Below are 17,531 nucleotides of genomic sequence, written 5' to 3'. Positions count from 1 at the left end.
TCTAAAAATCTATAAGTCTTCACGCCACAATGGTTGTGACATACATCTTGGGCCGCCACGACCGCGTGACAATTCACTTGAAATCACTTCGTGCACTGTAATGCCATGCTTACGCAGAATTTCATTGCTGATATAGTTACGGTTATAAGTAACAACCTCACCAGGAGCAATCGCCAGTGTATTTGATCCATCATTCCATTGTTCACGCGGTGATACGATTGGATCCCCGTTACCTGTAAGAATCAGGTCTAGTTCTGATAAGTGCAAAACTTGCTTCAGCGTTTCTGCTAAATCAGTATGGTGAACCATCTTAATTTCACCATTATCACCTGGTGTCAGTACAAAGATGTTCATCTTTCCTGCATCGTCCATAATGCCTGGGAAAACAGTAAATTGATCATGGTTGACCATTGTGAAAACCGTGTCTAAGTGCATCATGGCGTGATTATGGGGAATTTCCACTGCAACCACTGTGTCAAACTTGCTGTCACTACTTGCAAATAGTTCTTTAGTAAGTGCCTCAATTGTTCTTGAAGATGTTCTTTGCGAAATACCAATTGCCAAAACATGATCATTTAGGACTAATTCGTCTCCGCCCTCAATCCGAGTATCATGGTTGCGATCGCGCCAAATGTCTACATGACCGGCAAAACGTGGATGGTACTCCATTACAAATTCCGTAAACAATGACTCTGGTTGCCGAGCTTTAAAGGTCATATGGTTAATCGTAATACCGGAACCAATTGCTGCTTGTGGGTCTCTAGTGAAATACGCATTCGGCAATGGACTAAGCAAGAAGGGACTACTTGCATCGCCTCCAGCCAAATCATGTAAAGATTCGTCCTTAAGAGCAACATCTAGTTCGCTGCGCCTAATTCCACTGTAGAGCTTTGTGACCATTTCACGAACACTAAAACCATTGAGGTATTCTTCCAGTGCATCATGCATTTTTCCTGCACTATAGTTGTGTTCGCTGAGGTATTGCTCGACAAATTGGTGTTTAACCTTTTCATTTTGCGAAAGGGCCTCAACAGCTAACTCATCAATGTACAATATTTCAGCACCATTATCTTTAAGCGTCTTTGCAAAGTAATCGTGTTCTTTTTGAGCAATCTTCAAATACGGAATATCATCAAAAAGAAGTTCTTCCATTGAATCAGGGGTGATGTTTTCAATTTCAGCACCGGGTCGCTTCAGTAATACTGTCTTTAATTTCCCGATTTCCGAATTAACATTTATTGCGGGATCTTTCATAACTGCTTCTCCTTATCTACCAACAGTGAATCATCAATTAAAAGCGCTTTCCTTGATTCACGAGATTATTATCACAAATTCGTTTTTCCAGTAAAACGGCATTTTAGATAGACTTTTTTATCCATTTAGATAAATGTCCAAAAATGCCTACTAAACTGCTAACAGTAACAACTGTTTTTCTAGTTATTACGACTGAATTAAAAAAACCGAACAGGTTTCTTGCTCAGGCAAATGAATTTCTATTTGATGATAAATTAACTACAAAAAAAGCGACTCATGCTAAGTCGCTTTTTTTATTGAAAATATTCTACTTATTCAGGCATGGGTCTAATCTTCTTGGACAAATAACAAGTTGATTCCACCCAGGGCAACCAGCACGGTGCAGATAAAAATCAATAAGTTTTCACCAGCATGGTCAAGCAAGATTCCAGCTGCAATTGATCCCACTGGTCCACCAATCTGCGTGCTAGTCCTAATTGTTGTTAATACGCGGCCCAAGTATCGATCAGAAGTTGCAATCTGCTGACGTGATTCGCCCAATATATTATGGATGCTGGTAGTGAAAGCAAAAAGAAAGATTAAAACCGTAAAGGCAAGCAAGTTGCTTCCGCACAAGAGCATAAGTCCTAGCGGAAGTGCACTAAGAAGCCAGGTCCACGCAACGGTGCGACTTTTGGCAGCCATCTGGCCACAAACTAGTGCACCTACGATGAAGCCCAGCATCAAGACAATATAAAAGGTGCTGTACCATGAAGCCTTGCCTGCTTTCTGGGCGACTCGTGGCAGAATTAGAATCATTGCTGGAGCCGCAAATGAATATAGCAAGGAGGACCAGAAGTAACGCTTTAAAAACTTGTTTTGCTTAATATACTGGTAGCCGCTAATCACGCGTTGCCAGTAACTTGCAAGCACGACTTGGTTTTTTTCTTCGTGCGCAGTTTTTATCGGGACGCTTTTGAGAACCCGCATCAAAAAGAGCAGTCCAAGCAAACTAAGACAGGCACAAAGCAAGATGATTTGACCACTTGTAGCTAAAACCAATAGCACGCCTGAAAGAGCAGTCCCGCCAATGCTGACCACTTGGTCAATAATGTTAACCTTGGAAATGATCCCTGTTAGTGCCGCCTCGTCTGGAACTGCACCCTTCAATATTGCACGATCAGCTGGACCAAAAAATTCATCACAAATAGACAGCAGACCAGCAAGAAAAATAGCCAAGAAATAATTATGCGTTAAAAAGACCATAACCACGGCCAAGAGAAAAGTCAGCACTACCTGGATGACCATTGAATAGATGCTCGTCTTTTTATAGGAGTGACTATCAATAAAAGGACCATAAAAAATCGATAAGGCAGCTGTCACCGCAAAAATTGCGTTGGCCAGGCCAACAATGGTCGAGCTCTTAGTCTGAACTTGCAGCCACCATGTAAAGACTAGGCCATACAGCGAATTGCCGAGGCCACAGGCCAAACGGGAGATTAAATAGGACTTCTTTTCAATCATGCGTTTTCTTTCCTAATTTATGCTTGTAAACTTCTCCTTATCATAATCTAAATACTGCCCAGCAAACAATTGCTTTATTATTTTTTTTAATTATTTCTCCAGGTTGGTGGCTTAACTAACCCTGAATCCGCAAGTTTGCTATAATTTAGGTAATTAAATGTTTTGCACATATTAGTAGCAGATTTTGAGGACATAACATGCCTAAATTTCACAATCAAAAATTAACTAACGAAGTCGTCTTGCGCGACCCTGTTCACGAATACATCCACATCGAAGATCAGGTAATTCTAGACATTCTAAAAACTAAGGAATTTCAGCGCATGCGCCGCATCAAGCAACTGGGGCCAATTGCCTACATCTTTCCCGGAGCCACCCATACCCGCTTTGAACATAACCTAGGCGTTTATGAATTAACTCGGCGCATTTGCAATATTTTTGCCAAAAAATATCCCTCGCGCACACCAGGTGATGGACTGTGGGATGACAACAACCGTCTCCTAGTCGAATGTGCTGGGCTTTTGCACGATATCGGACACGGCCCCTATTCACACACTTTCGAGCATCTTTTTGGCACCAATCACGAGAAGATTGGTCAAAAGATTATCACGGATCCCTCAACGGAAGTCAACCAAGTTTTGCGCCGCGTTGCTCCAAATTTTCCTGACTTGGTGGCCAGTGTTATTGCTAAGACCTACCCTAATCCGCAAGTAGTTAAGATGATCTCTAGTCAGGCCGACGCCGACCGGATGGACTACCTGGAGCGTGATGCTTACTATACGGGTGTAACCTACGGGGAATTCGACTTGTCGCGCATCCTGCAAGAAATCAGGCCATATAGTGACGGCATTTGCTTCACCATGGCGGGCATGCATGCAGTGGAAGACTACGTGGTCTCTCGCTACCAGATGTACCAGCAAGTATACTTTCACCGGGTTGGTCGTTCAATGGAAGTAATTTTGCAGCACTTGCTTGAACGAGCAAAGATTGTTTATAAGCAAGGCAAGCTACAGGTTACGCCTAGTTTGGGCCATTTTTTGGCGGGTAGCTGGACGCTGGACGACTATCTTAAGCTAGATGATGGTGTAATGGAAACCAATTTTTCAATGTGGACCACGTCAGGCGACTTGATTTTAGATGATTTGACAAGCCGCTACTTGTTCAGAAGACCCTTTGCCAGCATCTGTATCGACCATGAAACCAAAAATCTCTTGCCCAAGATGCGTGACCTAATCAAGCAGGCTGGCTTTGATCCCACTTACTATACTGATACTAATTCTGCCTTTGACGAGCCTTATGATGCCTACAAGCCTAGTGGCAAGAATGCCAATAGTCAGATTGAAATTATGCAAGATGATGGCCAGCTCATTGAACTGTCCCAACTAAGTCCACTAGTGCGTGCCCTTAATGGCACCCTTCAAGGCGACGAGCGCTTCTTCTTTCCTAAAGTTATGATGTCAAATAGTGACGAACCGCAGATCTTTGACCCACTCTACCAGCAGTTCCAACGCTACGTGAAAAATGGTCATTTGCGCTACTTGAGACGGCCTAAAAAATAGGAAAAGTTAGATGGTATTTTTCACTTTCGTTAGGTTTTTAACACAAATTATTGTGCAAAAGAAGCTTGATGGAGACACTGAATTTCAAGCACCGCTTCTATGGTGGTTAGCTACGTTATTGATTAATCAAAAAAGCCAATCCATGTTAGATTGCTGTACCAATATAAATATATTATTTAAAGATATAAATTATAAATGGCACATAGTAGAATCTATTACTGGTTCTAATGGATACTTAATGCAAAGCAATCAAGGGCATTATAGGTCTAGTGCTCCCGTTGGTCACGATATGGCACAAGGAAGAAGAGATGCTCTATGTTTTAGCTTTGGATTTGGCTCTAATAAATTTCATCATTAAAATATGAGGTTCTACAATGAAAAGAGAAAAACCAGAAACTGTATTATTAGCTGAAATTAATGCCTGTCTACAGGAACCTATTTCAGCAGAAGAAAAGAGAATTTTTCTTTTAGCCAAGAGAGACTTGGAAAAGAAAAAATATCTTGCTGCTACAATAAGTGCTCTTCAAAATGAGCTAACTCCATTAGCAATTCGGCAGGAATTATCTGATAGTGGGAGAAGAATTTACCGATTATTGCTTGATCCTAAATTCCCTGGAAGACGTAGATTTGGAATAGGAATAATGTCACTTTTTGGAGGATAGACTAATGCCTCAATTGAACTTTTTGATTTTTCCTTTATCTTTGTTAAATTTATCAGTAACTGATTCGCACACACTCACATCATTAAAGCAGCTGCAACATTATAAGAAGATACTGACACGCATACAAAAATCTTTACAAAAAGAAAAAAGTTGTGTTAAAAATTAGAAGTGAAGATTACTAGGCTATTGATTGTCTCTAACTAAAGAAAATCACTAATTTTTAGGATTTGAAGTGAGTCCCAAAAGTTGGACTAATAAATGTTAATAATTATTTTGCTAGGGCTTGGTGTCGATATTCAATCGGCGTCAGGCCTTTTAGTCTGCACTTGATGCGTTTGTTGTAGTAATCAATGTAGTCACTAATTGCTGCTAATTCAGTTAAATTGCGGTAGCGTGCTTATTGACCATAGAATATTTTGACTTTTAAGAGCTCAACATTTTGGAGTTCACATCATTTTAATTGTTTTTCATTGGGATTGGCTACTACTACTTTTATTACTATTCCTAAAATAACTAAACTAACCCCTAATAGTGTATATAAAGCTAAATTTATATCAGCAGAAGCAATTGTAGTAATAATAGAAGTCATAAGAGGGGCACTTATAATAAGGATGGTATTCAGGGCGCCCATAGACGATGCCAAAATATTTTGGTCAACAGTGGAAACTAGCCATTGCATCATTTTGGGAGAAATAGTTCCAATAAAAATTCCTAAAAAAAGCAAAATGATTAAAGAAAGAAATATATTTTTAGATAAAATAGCAGTAACAGTAGCTACGCTAGTTATAGCTGATAACAATGTGATTGTAAAAATAGAAGTTTTTTTGAATACTTGTGGTCCAAAAATGCTGCCTAAAATAATCCCACATGACATCGCTGCTCCTACCAAAGCAATCGTAAAGCTATAAGATAATATTATCATGGAGTTTCTAGCAGAAGCTACCACTATAGAAAGAATTGGTTCTACGGTTCCAATAATACCATTTAGTAATGCAAGAATAATGGTGGTGGTTAGTAATCCCTTAGACTTTTTGATTTGCTTTAATGAAGTAGCAAAAGTTTTAAAAAAGCCTTGCTCGTTAACCTCTTGCTCTGGTAACTGCTTATTGGATCCAGCATATTGAACTTTAACTTTTAAAAATAGTATTCCAGCCAATAAAAAAGTGAAAGCATTAATCCAAGCTAGTCCAGAGTATGACATTACTAATAAAAGTCCAGCTCCCATAAATTGGGCAAGCATAGTTATAATTTCAGAGATTCCACCGTTAAATCCAGTTGCTTCCCCTATTTCGTCTTTATTGACTAAGTTAACAATAAGAGGCATTTGTAATCCATTAGAATATGCACCCATTGAATCGGAAACTAGGTTTACTATAATTGAGATTATAACTAAATTCCAACTAGCAATATTCTTTGCGAATAATATACCTATAACAGAATATAAAGCAAAACGAAATAAAGATAATAAAATAATATATTTAAATTTGTTTTTGGTTTTGTCAGCGTAATACCCAGCAACAGAATTGAAAACTTTTGGTAGTGCTTCTGAAATGGCAATTAATGATATAGCTAACGAATAATTGCTTAATTTACTTGCGTAGGTTATCAATGCTAAATAGAATAAAGAGTCTCCAGCTCCTGAAAGAATTTCAGCAATTGAAAAGGTTCTAAAATATTTATTTTTTAAAAAGACATTCATGGTTTAATCTCCTAACTTGTTATGCGGTTATATAAGGTTTGTATATCTTTTAAATTACAGGCGATAGCATAAACATATTTGAAACAACGAAAAGGCTTTTGTATATTTATATCTGTATCTAATATTCCAAGAATTTCTTGTTTAGGGACAGTTGCAATAACAGGTAACGATTGGAAATTTTTTATTTGCTTGTTTAATAGCTTAGTTAATTCATTATAAGATTTAATATATGTCTTAAATATTGTAATTTGAGTTGAAGAATCTGAATTCTCTCTTTTTAAAATATCAACTTTATATTTACCAATATCTTTTTCTTTGTAGTTTTGGGCAAATAAATTTTTGGACTCAACTGTATCTTTATCAACTAAGGTGTAGGTCTTAATACCTAACCGTTTTAAAACTTCAATTTGAAAGCTACCACCTGTTCCTACTCCTAATATTAAGACTCGAATATTGTTAAGCTTATCTTCATAATTTTCAAAAGTTGTATTTGGAATAGTAGATACAAAATGCTGTAAACGACTATACTTAGGATCTATGTCAATTTCAGAATATAGGTAATTTTTATCTTCTAAGAATTGAACCACTTCATTTATAAAATCTTTTGGAATATTTGGAAGAAGTTGATATAGTTCTAAGATTGTTGTGGGTTTGCATAATTGCTTCATGATAGAAAACATATTATCAGGATCTTTAGTATAAATACGTTTTTGTAAATCTGAACTATATGTGTAAACACTTATGCCGTTTTTTTGTAATTTTCAATATAGTTCTTTTTTTAATGTAAATCGTTTGTTTAAATTAATATTTTTCATATAGAATCACCCCTCAAATAGTTTCATCAAGCATAGCAAGAAGTGATATAATTTCTCTAAAAAGGTCATATATGAATTTTAAGAGGGAATAATGAAAAAATTTGGAGAATCACTTAGAAAAATTCGAGAATCAAAGGGAGTAACTATAAAGCAAGCTGCTGGGCATACTGTTACACCAGCTTTTTTATCGAAATTTGAACGTGGGGAAAGTGAGATATCATTTTCCAAACTAATAGAAATATTGGATCATATTAATGTTGATATTGATGAATTTCTACTCCAAGCAAATAATTTTGAAAGGCACCCACAACATATTTTTTATCAGGACTTTCTGACGCTGTTGATGCTAAGAGTAATGTAATGCTAAAAAATTTGGAAGAAACGGAATTATTATTATACAAGAAAGAAAAAAATATACGGTATAAACATAATATTTATCTTTGTCGATTATATGCAACTACAGTAAACGAAACAGAGCCTAATATTAGTGATTGGGAACCAATTAAAAATTACTTATTTGGGGTGGAGGATTGGTCATATTATGAATTTCTTTTATATGCCAATGCTATTCCATTCTTACCTACGGAAATAATAGAACTATCAAGCAAGTCCGTATATCAAAAAGGTATGAGGTATTTATCGCTTATAGAAAATAAAAATGGATTGACTGAAACGTTGTTAAATACTATCGAAATTTTAATTAAAAGAGATAGGCTAGACATGGCAGCAACGTATTTTACATTAGTTGAATCATTATTGGATTCACCTGATTCTATATTTGAAATGATACGATTAAAGCTTTATCACGGAGCAATACTTTATATGTCTGGTAACAGTGAAGAAGGTTTACAAAATATGGATAACGCTATAAAAGCTTTAAACATGTCAGGTTATCGAGGGAATCAAATTCCTGAATTTGAAAGATTTGAAAGAGCAATAGTCAAAAAAACTATATGACTTTTTTAGAAAGCAAAATTGGATTAAGAAGGAATCTATAAACATAAATTGAGTTAAGCCTCAAATTTATGAATTAAAAAAAGGAAATCAATTATATGAAACTGCTTAAAAAATTATATGGTAAGTATCAAACCACTTGTGTAAATTGTATTTTCTTTCTTTTTCCTTTACAGGCATTACTTCTCGAGCATAGCATGAGATCTTTTATAAGTCTTATAATCTGGGAAATAAGTATGTTGTTTGCAAGTTTAATTGGAGACATTAATGCTAATAAGGCAGAGACTGAAAACGTGAGAATAAAAAGACAACAAAGAAATGGCATTATAATTGCACTCATTTGGTTTATAGCATTAGGAATAATTGAGTGGTAATGATTATGGACATGTTTTTTGGAATTAATTAAGGCCCAAATAACTAACGCTAGGTCACATCTAGTAGTTGCTTATTTTTTCCTTTAGTAAAAAATATAAGCTTAACAGATTTGTTGATTTTTATAATATTGACACTCCCTGTATTTTTTAGAGTTACAATATTATTGAAAACGTAATGAGGTGATGACTGTGACTAAAACAATAAAGGTCTCTTTATATGTAAGCATTGTTGTTTTGGGACTGTTCGTATCTATTTTTTGGATGGCAAATAGATATATTCCTACTGTAGCGCAATATCAGATTAATCAAATAATTAAAAAACACGATATACAAAAAATGGAAAGAATTTCCACTAATAAAAAAACAGAAAACTTATTAACTTCTCTTAAAGCTAATGATTGTTGTAAAGAAGTCAGTGATTTTCAAGGTGGAACAAAAGAAATTGGCTATTACACTGCAAAAATAAAAAATAATAATATCGGTATATATATGCAAAAAGATGAAAATCTTTATTGGAAATGGAAGATAAAAAAGATTTGGTGTCTTGATTAGGAGGTAGAATTAAAGATGAGACGTAAATGTAATAATTTATTGAAAGCTATTGTTTGCCTGCCCCACTTAGCATAAAAGTGTTGCAGGATTGCACGTGCTTCTGGCAGGTTTGGAGCATGATGCAGCATTTGGCAGAGGCTAAGGACAGTGTTTTAGTCTCACAGCAGCTTGGCCAGCGTGGTACCTCTGCCACAGATTTGTACACCCATGTTGATCAAACAGAGTAAAAAGATGCTTTAAACAACATTAAATAAATAATTAAATAAAAAATTTATTTAATGACAAAATGCCAGCGAATTTTGGTCAGAGACAAACTTAACCATAGTTAAACCCTCTAGATGGATTTCAGTCCAATCTAGAGGGTTTATTTTACAAGTACGACTTTTATTTTTACTTAAATGCATTAGTTTATTCAACAACTATTACTTTCTCTTTCAATTTAGGATAATACAAGTATGACTTTTTATTTGTAATTATCAAAATTCCATTACCTCCAGTTTTAGGCTTCAATATATATGCATTATCCGCAGATTTTTTATAGATTCCACGGTCAAACTCCCTGGATTGGAAATAAAATTCGGTAGGCGTTTTCTTGTAGCATTGCAAAAGTAATATCTACCCTATCTGGCTGAGCTATTTTATTAGAAGCTGTTATACTAGAAAAGGATCCCATGATACTCGGTGGATTTTTTGTTGCATTCAACAGAAAAATAAGTGTAATAAATAAGTAGTGCGCCCAAAATTTTGTCGCAAATTGCCAAATAAAAAAGCCTTATAAGTGTCATATAAATCAGTAGGATTGCTGTACCGAAAACAATCTAATTTAGGCTAGTATTTGAAGGATTTTACAATGGTTAAAGGTACAATCAGTTTGTTATAATTAGGTTTGAATTGATAGCAAATTGTTTTGAGGGCGGTTGGCTGTTTCACTTGAAGGGAAAGGGTGCCTATGGCATGAAATCTTTTAGGAAGGTGTGCAGTCGGTGAGTGTGTATCATGCGCTAGAATTAGCGCTGGCATTTGCCTCGTTTATTATTATCTTGTTGACGTATATCGACAAGCACAGATATTGACTAGTTAAGTTAGTAGGACATGACATAAGGTGATTATATGGCTGATTTTCAAATAGGTGCCCTTTTAAAATCAGAAAGAAAAAATTTGGGTTTAACGGAAAAACAATTTAACAGTGGAGTTTTATCTGCTTCACAATATTCCAGAATGGAAAATGGTGAACAAGATTTAAGAGCTACTAATTTGATTAAAATTTTGAGCAAAAACAAAATAAATATTAAACATTTTTTCGAAAAAATGTTAATTGAAATTGATGTAGATGGTCCCAAGTCTGAGGACAAAGTTTTAAATGTTATTGCTCAAAGCTTTTACAGTTATGATTTAACTGGGCTTAAGAAAATACAAAAAGAGATCAAAAAAATTTCGTATAATAGTGCATTAGAGTTATGGCTAGAATTGATAATTGCAATATTACAGGATGATGTCCAAAGTATAAGCAAAGAAACAAAAATAAAATTATCTGATAAGCTCAATAAAAGTGAGGATTGGGTACACGATAAAAATTTCTTATTAGTTTTTGGAAATACAATGATAATTTTAGATCAAGAAAGACTAGGCATTTATATGAAAAAAATAATTTCTGCTTATAGAAATAATATATACCAGCAAACTTTTGAACTACAAAGAAGGATATCTGGTATATGCATTAATTATTTGACTAATTGTTATCAGAATAAAGTTGACTTGTATGTTATAGATACGCTGAATTTATTAAAAAATACATCGGAAAACCCTGATTTGTTGATGTATAAATTACTTGGATTTTATTTTGAATCGTTATTTTCAAAGAAAGATGCAGATGCAGAAGGCATTAAGCTTTTGCTAGAAAAAGTTGGATACAAAGAATTTATCAGAAATTTGCCGTAAATTTGTATATTTACAATTTTTTGCAACTTTTAATTATTTGGAATTAAAATTTAAGCAATAAATAAGAACCAAGAGACAGAAGAAGGGAATGAAAAACGATGGTTATTGTAGTAACTAAATTAGGACATGTTGTTAATTTTTAGTTGAAGACTAATTCTTGATATTCATAAGGATTCAGTTTTTATAGTTTGATACAGAAAATTAGATAGTCTAAATGCAAGACCCACTGCACGGTTCCGATATTTTATCAGAGTCGTGTATTTTAGTTTGTTTAATCTTCTGATGTGTTCGAATCGGCAAACATAATCATGCTACTGCCTGTATTTCTGATGGCGAACTAATCTTAATTCTGTTGAGTTTCTCTCGGCTTATTATGGTAGTTGCCCTTGTGCGTCATGCTTTGCTTAATTTTCGTTTGCCTTAGCTTGACCTGAATGCAATCTAAAAGAGTTGCAAATTTGCAAAAATTAATAAATGAAAAATAAATTAATTTAAAATATAAAATATAAATCAAAGAATAAAGATTTAAATGCTTTGGGAGCAATAATAATCTGATTCTTGTGATTTATACTAGTTAACTTAGTGGTTGTAATGGTCAATTTGTTTTGTTTAATATACAGTAAAAGTTTATGGTACAAGAGCAAATAAGATAAATTATAGAAAGGAAGTCTTTTATAATGAAAAAGAATAATGTGTTATCTTTATATTCAAGTTTGAATGAAGAAGAATTGAGAAATTTAGTTGGTGGTAAAAGACATTGGTGGCAAACCGTAGGTGATGCCATTGGAAGCTTCTGTCAAGGGTTTCTAGATTCAATTTAATTAGTGTATTAGGAGTATAAAAATGGAAAATATCGCAAGCTTAAATAAGTTTAATGAAATTAATTCAGTAGAATTGAGAACAATTGATGGTGGTCGCAATCAAGCTGCATATTATACTGGGTATTATACCGGTAAAACTGCCCAATGGATACTTCTTGGAGTAACTATCTGGCTTGCTGCGTAAAATTGTTTATTTAGTATAGAAAGGTAATTATATGGCAAAAGATATATCGAAAGAAAAAAGATTAAAATCTAAGTTGTGTATTTTTCTTATATTTTTCATTATTTTAAAGAGTTTGCCCTCACCACATAGTGAATTATTAAAGATAGCAATTATTTCCATTGTCCTTTTTATGACTGTAATGATTTTAAAACTCAAAAAGCTTAAAAAGCAAAGGCTTAATAAGGATAATTAGAGGGTGGACAAGTAACTATGTAAACTTATTAAATTAATTGTAGTACATTGTTCAAAGGATTTTTGTTTTAAGAACGTATACTTTTGAAAGGTTGAAAAATCATTGTCTAATTAACGTGATTTTTCAACCTTTTGCTTAAATTTTCCATAATTCACGCCAGAATATGAGCTGTATTAAGGCATTCATAAACCATAATACAAATTGCTATCATATTATTTTGGCTTTTTATAATTTTAATAAAGGTATTTCATTGTGAAAAAGATTTATATTCCGCAAATTGATGAGACTGATTGTGGTGTTGCGGCTTTAGCTATGTTATTTAAATATTATGGTACTGAAATTTCTCTAGCAAAACTCCGTAATTTAGCAAAAACTGATCAAACAGGCACAACGGCTCTTGGTATTGTTCAAGCAGCAGAAAAATATGATTTTGAAACTAAGGCAATAAAAGCTGATATGAGTTTATTTGATATTAAAGAACTGCCACTTCCATTTATAGCACATGTTATTAAAAACAAAAATTTAGAACATTACTATGTCGTGGTAGAAGGTACTAAAAAATATATAAAAATTGCTGATCCAGACCCAACAGTTGGCATAATCAAAATGTCAAGAAAGAAATTTGAGCAAGAGTGGACGGGAGCCGCAATCTTCATTGCACCCAAGTCTATTTATGAACCAGTAAAAGAAAAACAGAGTTCTATGCTATCTTTTGTTCCTGGATTGCTTAAGCAAAAAAAACTTATAATTAATATTACCATGGCTGCCTTGCTAACGACATTGATTAGTATTGTTGGATCATATTTTCTTCAAACTACTATTGATACGTATATTCCAAATAATATGCAGAATACTTTAACAGTTGTTGCTTTGGGTTTGATAGTTTTTTATGGCTTTCAAGCTATTTTTACTTATGCAAAAGATTTTTTGTTAGCAATACTAGGACAGCGGTTATCAATAGATATTAACTTGGGATATATTAAACATATTTTCAAACTTCCAATTGAATTCTTTTCAACTCGTAATACTGGTGAAATCGTATCACGATTTTCTGATGCCAGTAAAATTATTGATGCACTAGCAAGTTCTGTGTTATCAGTATTAATTGATGTTGGAACCGTAATTGTTATGGGAATCATTTTAAGCCTTCAAAGTATAAAATTGTTTGTAATAACATTAGTATCTATTCCAATATATATGTTGATTATTATCGTATTCTCAAAACCGTTTGAACGATTAAATCAAAGAGTAATGGAGTCTAATAGTAAAGTTAGTTCCTCTATTATTGAAGATATTAGAGGTATTGAAACGATTAAAGGACTTAATAGTGAAAATCAGTGTTATCAGAAAATTGATAATGAGTTTGTAGATTTTTTGAAAAAAAGTTTTAAGTATACAAAATTAGATACTCTGCAACAGGCAATTAAACTGTTTATACAACTTAGTCTAGAAGTTTTTATTTTATGGATAGGATCAAATTTGGTCATACATAATAGTTTATCGATTGGTCAATTGATGACTTATAATGCATTATTATCTTTTTTCGTTAATCCGTTACAAAATATTATTAACTTGCAACCTAAACTACAAAGCGCACACGTTGCCAATAATCGACTAAGTGAAGTATTTTTAGTTAATAGTGAATTCAAAAAAGAGCGATATTTAAAGCAGATTTCTCAGTTGCGAGGTCCAATTGAATTTAATAAAGTTAGTTATCAATATGGATATGGAGTTGAAATTTTACATGATGTCAACTTAGTAATTAATGAAAATGAAAAAGTAACTATTGTTGGCATGAGTGGATCTGGTAAATCAACACTAGTTAAATTGTTGGTTAATTTTTTTGAACCATCATCGGGAGAAATTTTATTAAATAATAAACAATTAAGCATGGTTGATAAACACGTTTTACGCAAATATATTAATTACTTACCACAAAATCCATATATATTTTCTGGTACAATTTTTGAAAATTTAAAATTAGGTAATAAAGAAAATACAAGATTAGAAGATATTTTTCAAGCTTGTCAAACAGCGATGATTGCAGACGAAATTATAAAAATGCCTTTACAATTTGAAACTAATCTGGATGAAGATGCAACTGTACTCTCTGGTGGTCAGAAGCAACGAATTGCAATTGCTAGAGCATTGTTATCTCCAGCAAAAGTTTTGATTTTGGATGAATCTACTAGTGGTCTGGACACGATTACTGAAAAGCATCTAATTAGAAATTTGTTAAATATAAAAAATAGAACTATTATTTTTATTGCTCATCGGCTGTCAATTGCTCATGATACCAATAACATTGTTGTACTCAGTGAAGGTAATATTGTTGAACATGGAAGTCATCAGGAATTATTAGATAAGCATGGCTTTTATTATAATTTAGTAAAAGGGTGACATGGAGGAAATGCGTTGTGGAAAATAAATATTTAGAGAGTAGTGAATTTTATTCTAAACGTTTTAATAACTTTTCGACTTTAATTATTATTCCTGTCGTGCTTGTTGTTTTAGTGATTTTCATTTTTTCTTTTTTTGGTAAACGAGAAATTACAATTGATGGAATGGGTTCAATAGAACCGATACAGAATGTTTCAATAATTCAGTCGTCTTCAAATAATTTTATTAAAAAGAATAATTTAAATGAAGGAAAATCAGTTCATAAGAATGATGTCTTACTGATTTATAAAGATGGTACTAATGATTCTGGTCCGTGTATAATCAAAGCGCCTAAATCGGGAGTACTCCATCTTAACTATCAATATAAAAATGCAAAATATGTTCCTGTTGGAAGCGAAATTGCTGAAATTTATCCTTTAATAAAGAATGCAAAATATGTTACAATTAACGCTTTTGTTTCGACGGATGAAATTTCCTCAATTGAAACAGGTCAAAAAATAAGATTTAAGGTTACACGTAATGTGCCTAAGCCAATTATTCTTGATGGTACAATTAAGACTATCAGCGTAGCACCAATTAATATTTATAAAAACATCTGTTATTCAGTGACATCAATTGCCCGAATCAATCCAAAAATAAATAATTTGTTGAAATATGGCATGTCAGGTTCGATGTCAGTCGTTGTTGGAGAAAAATCATTCTTTAATTATTATAAAGATAAGATTATTAACAAGGATAGTTAATGTTATTTTGTGCTAATTTATAACGTAAATTGTAAAATAAAAATAAAAAAGGAATCTCTTCCTCATATGATTGTCTTGTAAAATGTAAAATCAACGAAAGAGAAATTTCCTCATGGATAATTCTACCGAACAATTAATGACTGCACTAGCTTAATCTGGTGCTGTTGGTGTTAAAGAGGTTTTTAGAGCGCACAAGTTGGAACATGCCTTAAAGAAGGCTATAGCAGCCGCTCTATGGCTCAATAATTGGAGCTGGATCACAAGATTGCCACCTGGGCAACGCAATACCAATATTTTGACGGACAGAGTCTAGAAATTCAGTCAGCGACTGCAGACTAAATATGTGCTAGACGGCTTAAACTGCCGTACCCGATGACGATTCACAGCGACCAAGGCATTCAATACCAGTCCCAAGCATATTGTTATACCTTAAAGTAGCACTGTGTTTTTCAAAGCAAGTCGCGGTGAGCTACTTGCCACGACAATGCGGCCTGCGAAAGTCGCTTTCACATCATGAAGGTTGAACTGGAAGCAGGCACACGTTAAAAAGCCACACCTCAATTGAATATTGGAATACGGCCTTAGTGAATATGAATTAATGTTAATATAATTTAGCTGATTGCCTTTAAACCGGCTGCTTGAAATTCAATAGGAAATTCTGTTTAACAGAGCTTCTTTTTATCTGTACTGACTTTGTACAATGATTAACTTATCCGGGTAATCCCTAATTTTTCTCTATACCGTTTGAATGTTATCCGATTGATTCCAGTTACCTTGCTGACGGCAGTGTCTGTCATACCGTCTTGATAAAGTTTAAAGGCGTGTTGCAATTGGGGACTGTCCTTATTGAATTTGGGCTTGCGGCCATGATAGCGGCCCTCAGCTTTAGCAATTGCTATCCCCTGTCGCTGCCGTTCTTTAATGCGTTTGCGTTCGCTTTCAGCCTGATACTTATATAACTCTAAAATGAGATTATTCATTAATTGCCGCAAGTTAGGATCTTCAATGCCCCGGAGAGACGGGAAACTTAAAATATCTAGTGTGGCCCCCTTAGCCTTAATTGCGCCCATAATCTTAGTTAAATCCAGGTTATTACGGCCTAAGCGATCTAGTTCGGTTACAATTACCACATCGTCATCACGAATGTAATCTAACATTTTTTGCAGTTCCGGGCGTTTGGTAGTTGCTCCCGACATTTTGTCGCAGAATAATTTATCTACTTTAAAATTTTCTAGGGCTTCAATTTGCCGATCTAAATTTTGGTCGCGACTGCTAACGCGTGCATAACCAATTTTTGCCATAGTTTAAGATTCCTTTTTGAACATACTCTATTGAACACTTGTCTTATTAATAATAACATGATTTTTGTGAAGTTCAAAAGGGTGTACTCTATTAAACTTTCTACAGAGCCTTATTTGTTATATTCTGAATTTATCTATGAGGAGAAAAAATGAATAAAAAAGAAAATAGTAAAAAACGTAATCAAGAAATTAAAGAAGAATTTTTATCTTTTTTAAAAGATGATGTACTAGATAAGTATTTTTCTTTTAGAGCCAATAAAGTTGATTTTCTATTAGTTGTTATAGTTATATTCGCCACCTTAATAACTAGAAATATATATATATTTATAAGCTTATATGTACTTTTAGTATTCAATATTTTTACAGGTATATTTTTTGTTTTTAGTCGAGAGAGTTTTAATAAATGTAAAGGGTTCAAAAAATTAAAATGCCTAAGAAAGGTATCTGAATACTTAAAAGAAGTATCTGAATTTAATTTTATAACGGGAATGGTTAGCTTTATCTGGATAACTTCTTGTGGAGGTACCTTAATATTAGAAACAA

General features: G+C 33.7%; 19 protein-coding genes and 1 pseudogene. 14 read left to right on the top strand and 6 right to left on the bottom strand.

Features of this window, described 5'->3' with window-relative positions; all coding sequences use genetic code 11:
* Nucleotides 1-9 precede the first annotated feature (9 nt).
* Both arcA and AC2JF7_RS05135 read right to left on the bottom strand, forming a co-directional pair.
* Nucleotides 10-1,254 (bottom strand): arginine deiminase, encoded by a 1,245-nt coding sequence (gene arcA, locus AC2JF7_RS05140; protein WP_500727627.1) that lies wholly within the window; start codon nt 1,252-1,254, stop codon nt 10-12.
* Between the two features lie 327 nt (nt 1,255-1,581).
* Nucleotides 1,582-2,757, bottom strand: coding sequence for an MFS transporter (locus tag AC2JF7_RS05135; protein WP_500727626.1), 1,176 nt, complete (start codon nt 2,755-2,757; stop codon nt 1,582-1,584).
* 197 nt (nt 2,758-2,954) lie between these two features.
* Here AC2JF7_RS05135 and AC2JF7_RS05130 point away from each other — a divergent pair, with 197 nt between their 5' ends.
* The 3 genes from AC2JF7_RS05130 to AC2JF7_RS05120 are packed head-to-tail and all read left to right on the top strand — an operon-like array spanning nt 2,955 to nt 4,975.
* Nucleotides 2,955-4,313, top strand: a complete 1,359-nt coding sequence (locus tag AC2JF7_RS05130; protein ID WP_500727625.1) for an HD domain-containing protein — start codon at nt 2,955-2,957, stop codon at nt 4,311-4,313.
* Nucleotides 4,314-4,323: 10 nt separating this feature from the next.
* The gene (locus AC2JF7_RS05125) at nt 4,324-4,671 is read left to right on the top strand and encodes a hypothetical protein (protein ID WP_500727624.1); all 348 of its coding nucleotides are present in this window, start codon (nt 4,324-4,326) and stop codon (nt 4,669-4,671) included.
* 16 nt (nt 4,672-4,687) lie between these two features.
* On the top strand, nt 4,688-4,975 hold the full coding sequence (locus tag AC2JF7_RS05120) for a bacteriocin immunity family protein (RefSeq protein WP_500727623.1): 288 nt from the start codon (nt 4,688-4,690) through the stop codon (nt 4,973-4,975).
* Nucleotides 4,976-5,243: 268 nt separating this feature from the next.
* Here the strand turns inward: AC2JF7_RS05120 and AC2JF7_RS05115 are convergent.
* The 3 genes and pseudogenes from AC2JF7_RS05115 to AC2JF7_RS05105 form a co-directional block, all read right to left on the bottom strand.
* Nucleotides 5,244-5,366, bottom strand: a pseudogene (locus AC2JF7_RS05115) (IS3 family transposase); the annotation flags it as partial.
* A gap of 60 nt (nt 5,367-5,426) precedes the next feature.
* Nucleotides 5,427-6,674, bottom strand: coding sequence for an MFS transporter (locus tag AC2JF7_RS05110; RefSeq protein ID WP_500727622.1), 1,248 nt, complete (start codon nt 6,672-6,674; stop codon nt 5,427-5,429).
* 11 nt (nt 6,675-6,685) lie between these two features.
* Nucleotides 6,686-7,342: a ThiF family adenylyltransferase gene (locus AC2JF7_RS05105; protein WP_500727621.1), complete on the bottom strand. Its 657-nt coding sequence runs from the start codon at nt 7,340-7,342 to the stop codon at nt 6,686-6,688.
* Between the two features lie 238 nt (nt 7,343-7,580).
* On the opposite strand from AC2JF7_RS05105, the gene AC2JF7_RS05100 reads away from it, so the two are divergent.
* The 10 genes from AC2JF7_RS05100 to AC2JF7_RS05055 all read left to right on the top strand — a co-directional run bounded on the left by AC2JF7_RS05100 (nt 7,581) and on the right by AC2JF7_RS05055 (nt 15,687).
* The gene (locus AC2JF7_RS05100) at nt 7,581-7,850 is read left to right on the top strand and encodes a helix-turn-helix domain-containing protein (RefSeq protein WP_500727620.1); all 270 of its coding nucleotides are present in this window, start codon (nt 7,581-7,583) and stop codon (nt 7,848-7,850) included.
* Entirely contained in the window at nt 7,850-8,446 is a 597-nt protein-coding gene (locus tag AC2JF7_RS05095; RefSeq protein ID WP_500727619.1) for an Rgg family transcriptional regulator, read from the top strand. The genes AC2JF7_RS05100 and AC2JF7_RS05095 overlap by 1 nt, the downstream gene beginning before the upstream one ends.
* A 95-nt stretch (nt 8,447-8,541) precedes the next feature.
* Nucleotides 8,542-8,817: a hypothetical protein gene (locus AC2JF7_RS05090; protein ID WP_500727618.1), complete on the top strand. Its 276-nt coding sequence runs from the start codon at nt 8,542-8,544 to the stop codon at nt 8,815-8,817.
* A gap of 189 nt (nt 8,818-9,006) precedes the next feature.
* Nucleotides 9,007-9,369: a hypothetical protein gene (locus AC2JF7_RS05085; protein ID WP_500727617.1), complete on the top strand. Its 363-nt coding sequence runs from the start codon at nt 9,007-9,009 to the stop codon at nt 9,367-9,369.
* A gap of 974 nt (nt 9,370-10,343) precedes the next feature.
* On the top strand, nt 10,344-10,442 hold the full coding sequence (locus tag AC2JF7_RS05080) for a putative holin-like toxin (RefSeq protein ID WP_500727616.1): 99 nt from the start codon (nt 10,344-10,346) through the stop codon (nt 10,440-10,442).
* 37 nt (nt 10,443-10,479) lie between these two features.
* Complete coding sequence (locus AC2JF7_RS05075; RefSeq protein WP_500727615.1) at nt 10,480-11,307, top strand: helix-turn-helix domain-containing protein; 828 nt, start codon at nt 10,480-10,482, stop codon at nt 11,305-11,307.
* Between the two features lie 677 nt (nt 11,308-11,984).
* Nucleotides 11,985-12,128 (top strand): type A2 lanthipeptide, encoded by a 144-nt coding sequence (locus AC2JF7_RS05070; protein ID WP_500727614.1) that lies wholly within the window; start codon nt 11,985-11,987, stop codon nt 12,126-12,128.
* A 22-nt stretch (nt 12,129-12,150) separates the two neighbouring features.
* Complete coding sequence (locus tag AC2JF7_RS05065; RefSeq protein ID WP_500727613.1) at nt 12,151-12,312, top strand: hypothetical protein; 162 nt, start codon at nt 12,151-12,153, stop codon at nt 12,310-12,312.
* A gap of 484 nt (nt 12,313-12,796) precedes the next feature.
* Nucleotides 12,797-14,944 (top strand): peptide cleavage/export ABC transporter, encoded by a 2,148-nt coding sequence (locus tag AC2JF7_RS05060; protein WP_500727612.1) that lies wholly within the window; start codon nt 12,797-12,799, stop codon nt 14,942-14,944.
* A gap of 17 nt (nt 14,945-14,961) precedes the next feature.
* Nucleotides 14,962-15,687 carry a hypothetical protein gene (locus AC2JF7_RS05055; RefSeq protein WP_500727611.1) on the top strand — a complete coding sequence of 242 codons (726 nt, stop codon included), beginning with the start codon at nt 14,962-14,964 and terminating at the stop codon, nt 15,685-15,687.
* A gap of 704 nt (nt 15,688-16,391) precedes the next feature.
* On the opposite strand, the gene AC2JF7_RS05050 is transcribed toward AC2JF7_RS05055, so the two are convergent.
* Complete coding sequence (locus AC2JF7_RS05050; protein ID WP_500727610.1) at nt 16,392-16,988, bottom strand: recombinase family protein; 597 nt, start codon at nt 16,986-16,988, stop codon at nt 16,392-16,394.
* A 149-nt stretch (nt 16,989-17,137) separates the two neighbouring features.
* Here AC2JF7_RS05050 and AC2JF7_RS05045 point away from each other — a divergent pair.
* Nucleotides 17,138-17,531: hypothetical protein (locus AC2JF7_RS05045; protein ID WP_500727609.1), on the top strand; the 394-nt coding region annotated here is incomplete at its 3' end.

The organism is Lactobacillus sp. XV31L (genome assembly GCF_059900865.1).
This window is presented reverse-complemented; position numbering and strand designations above follow the sequence as displayed.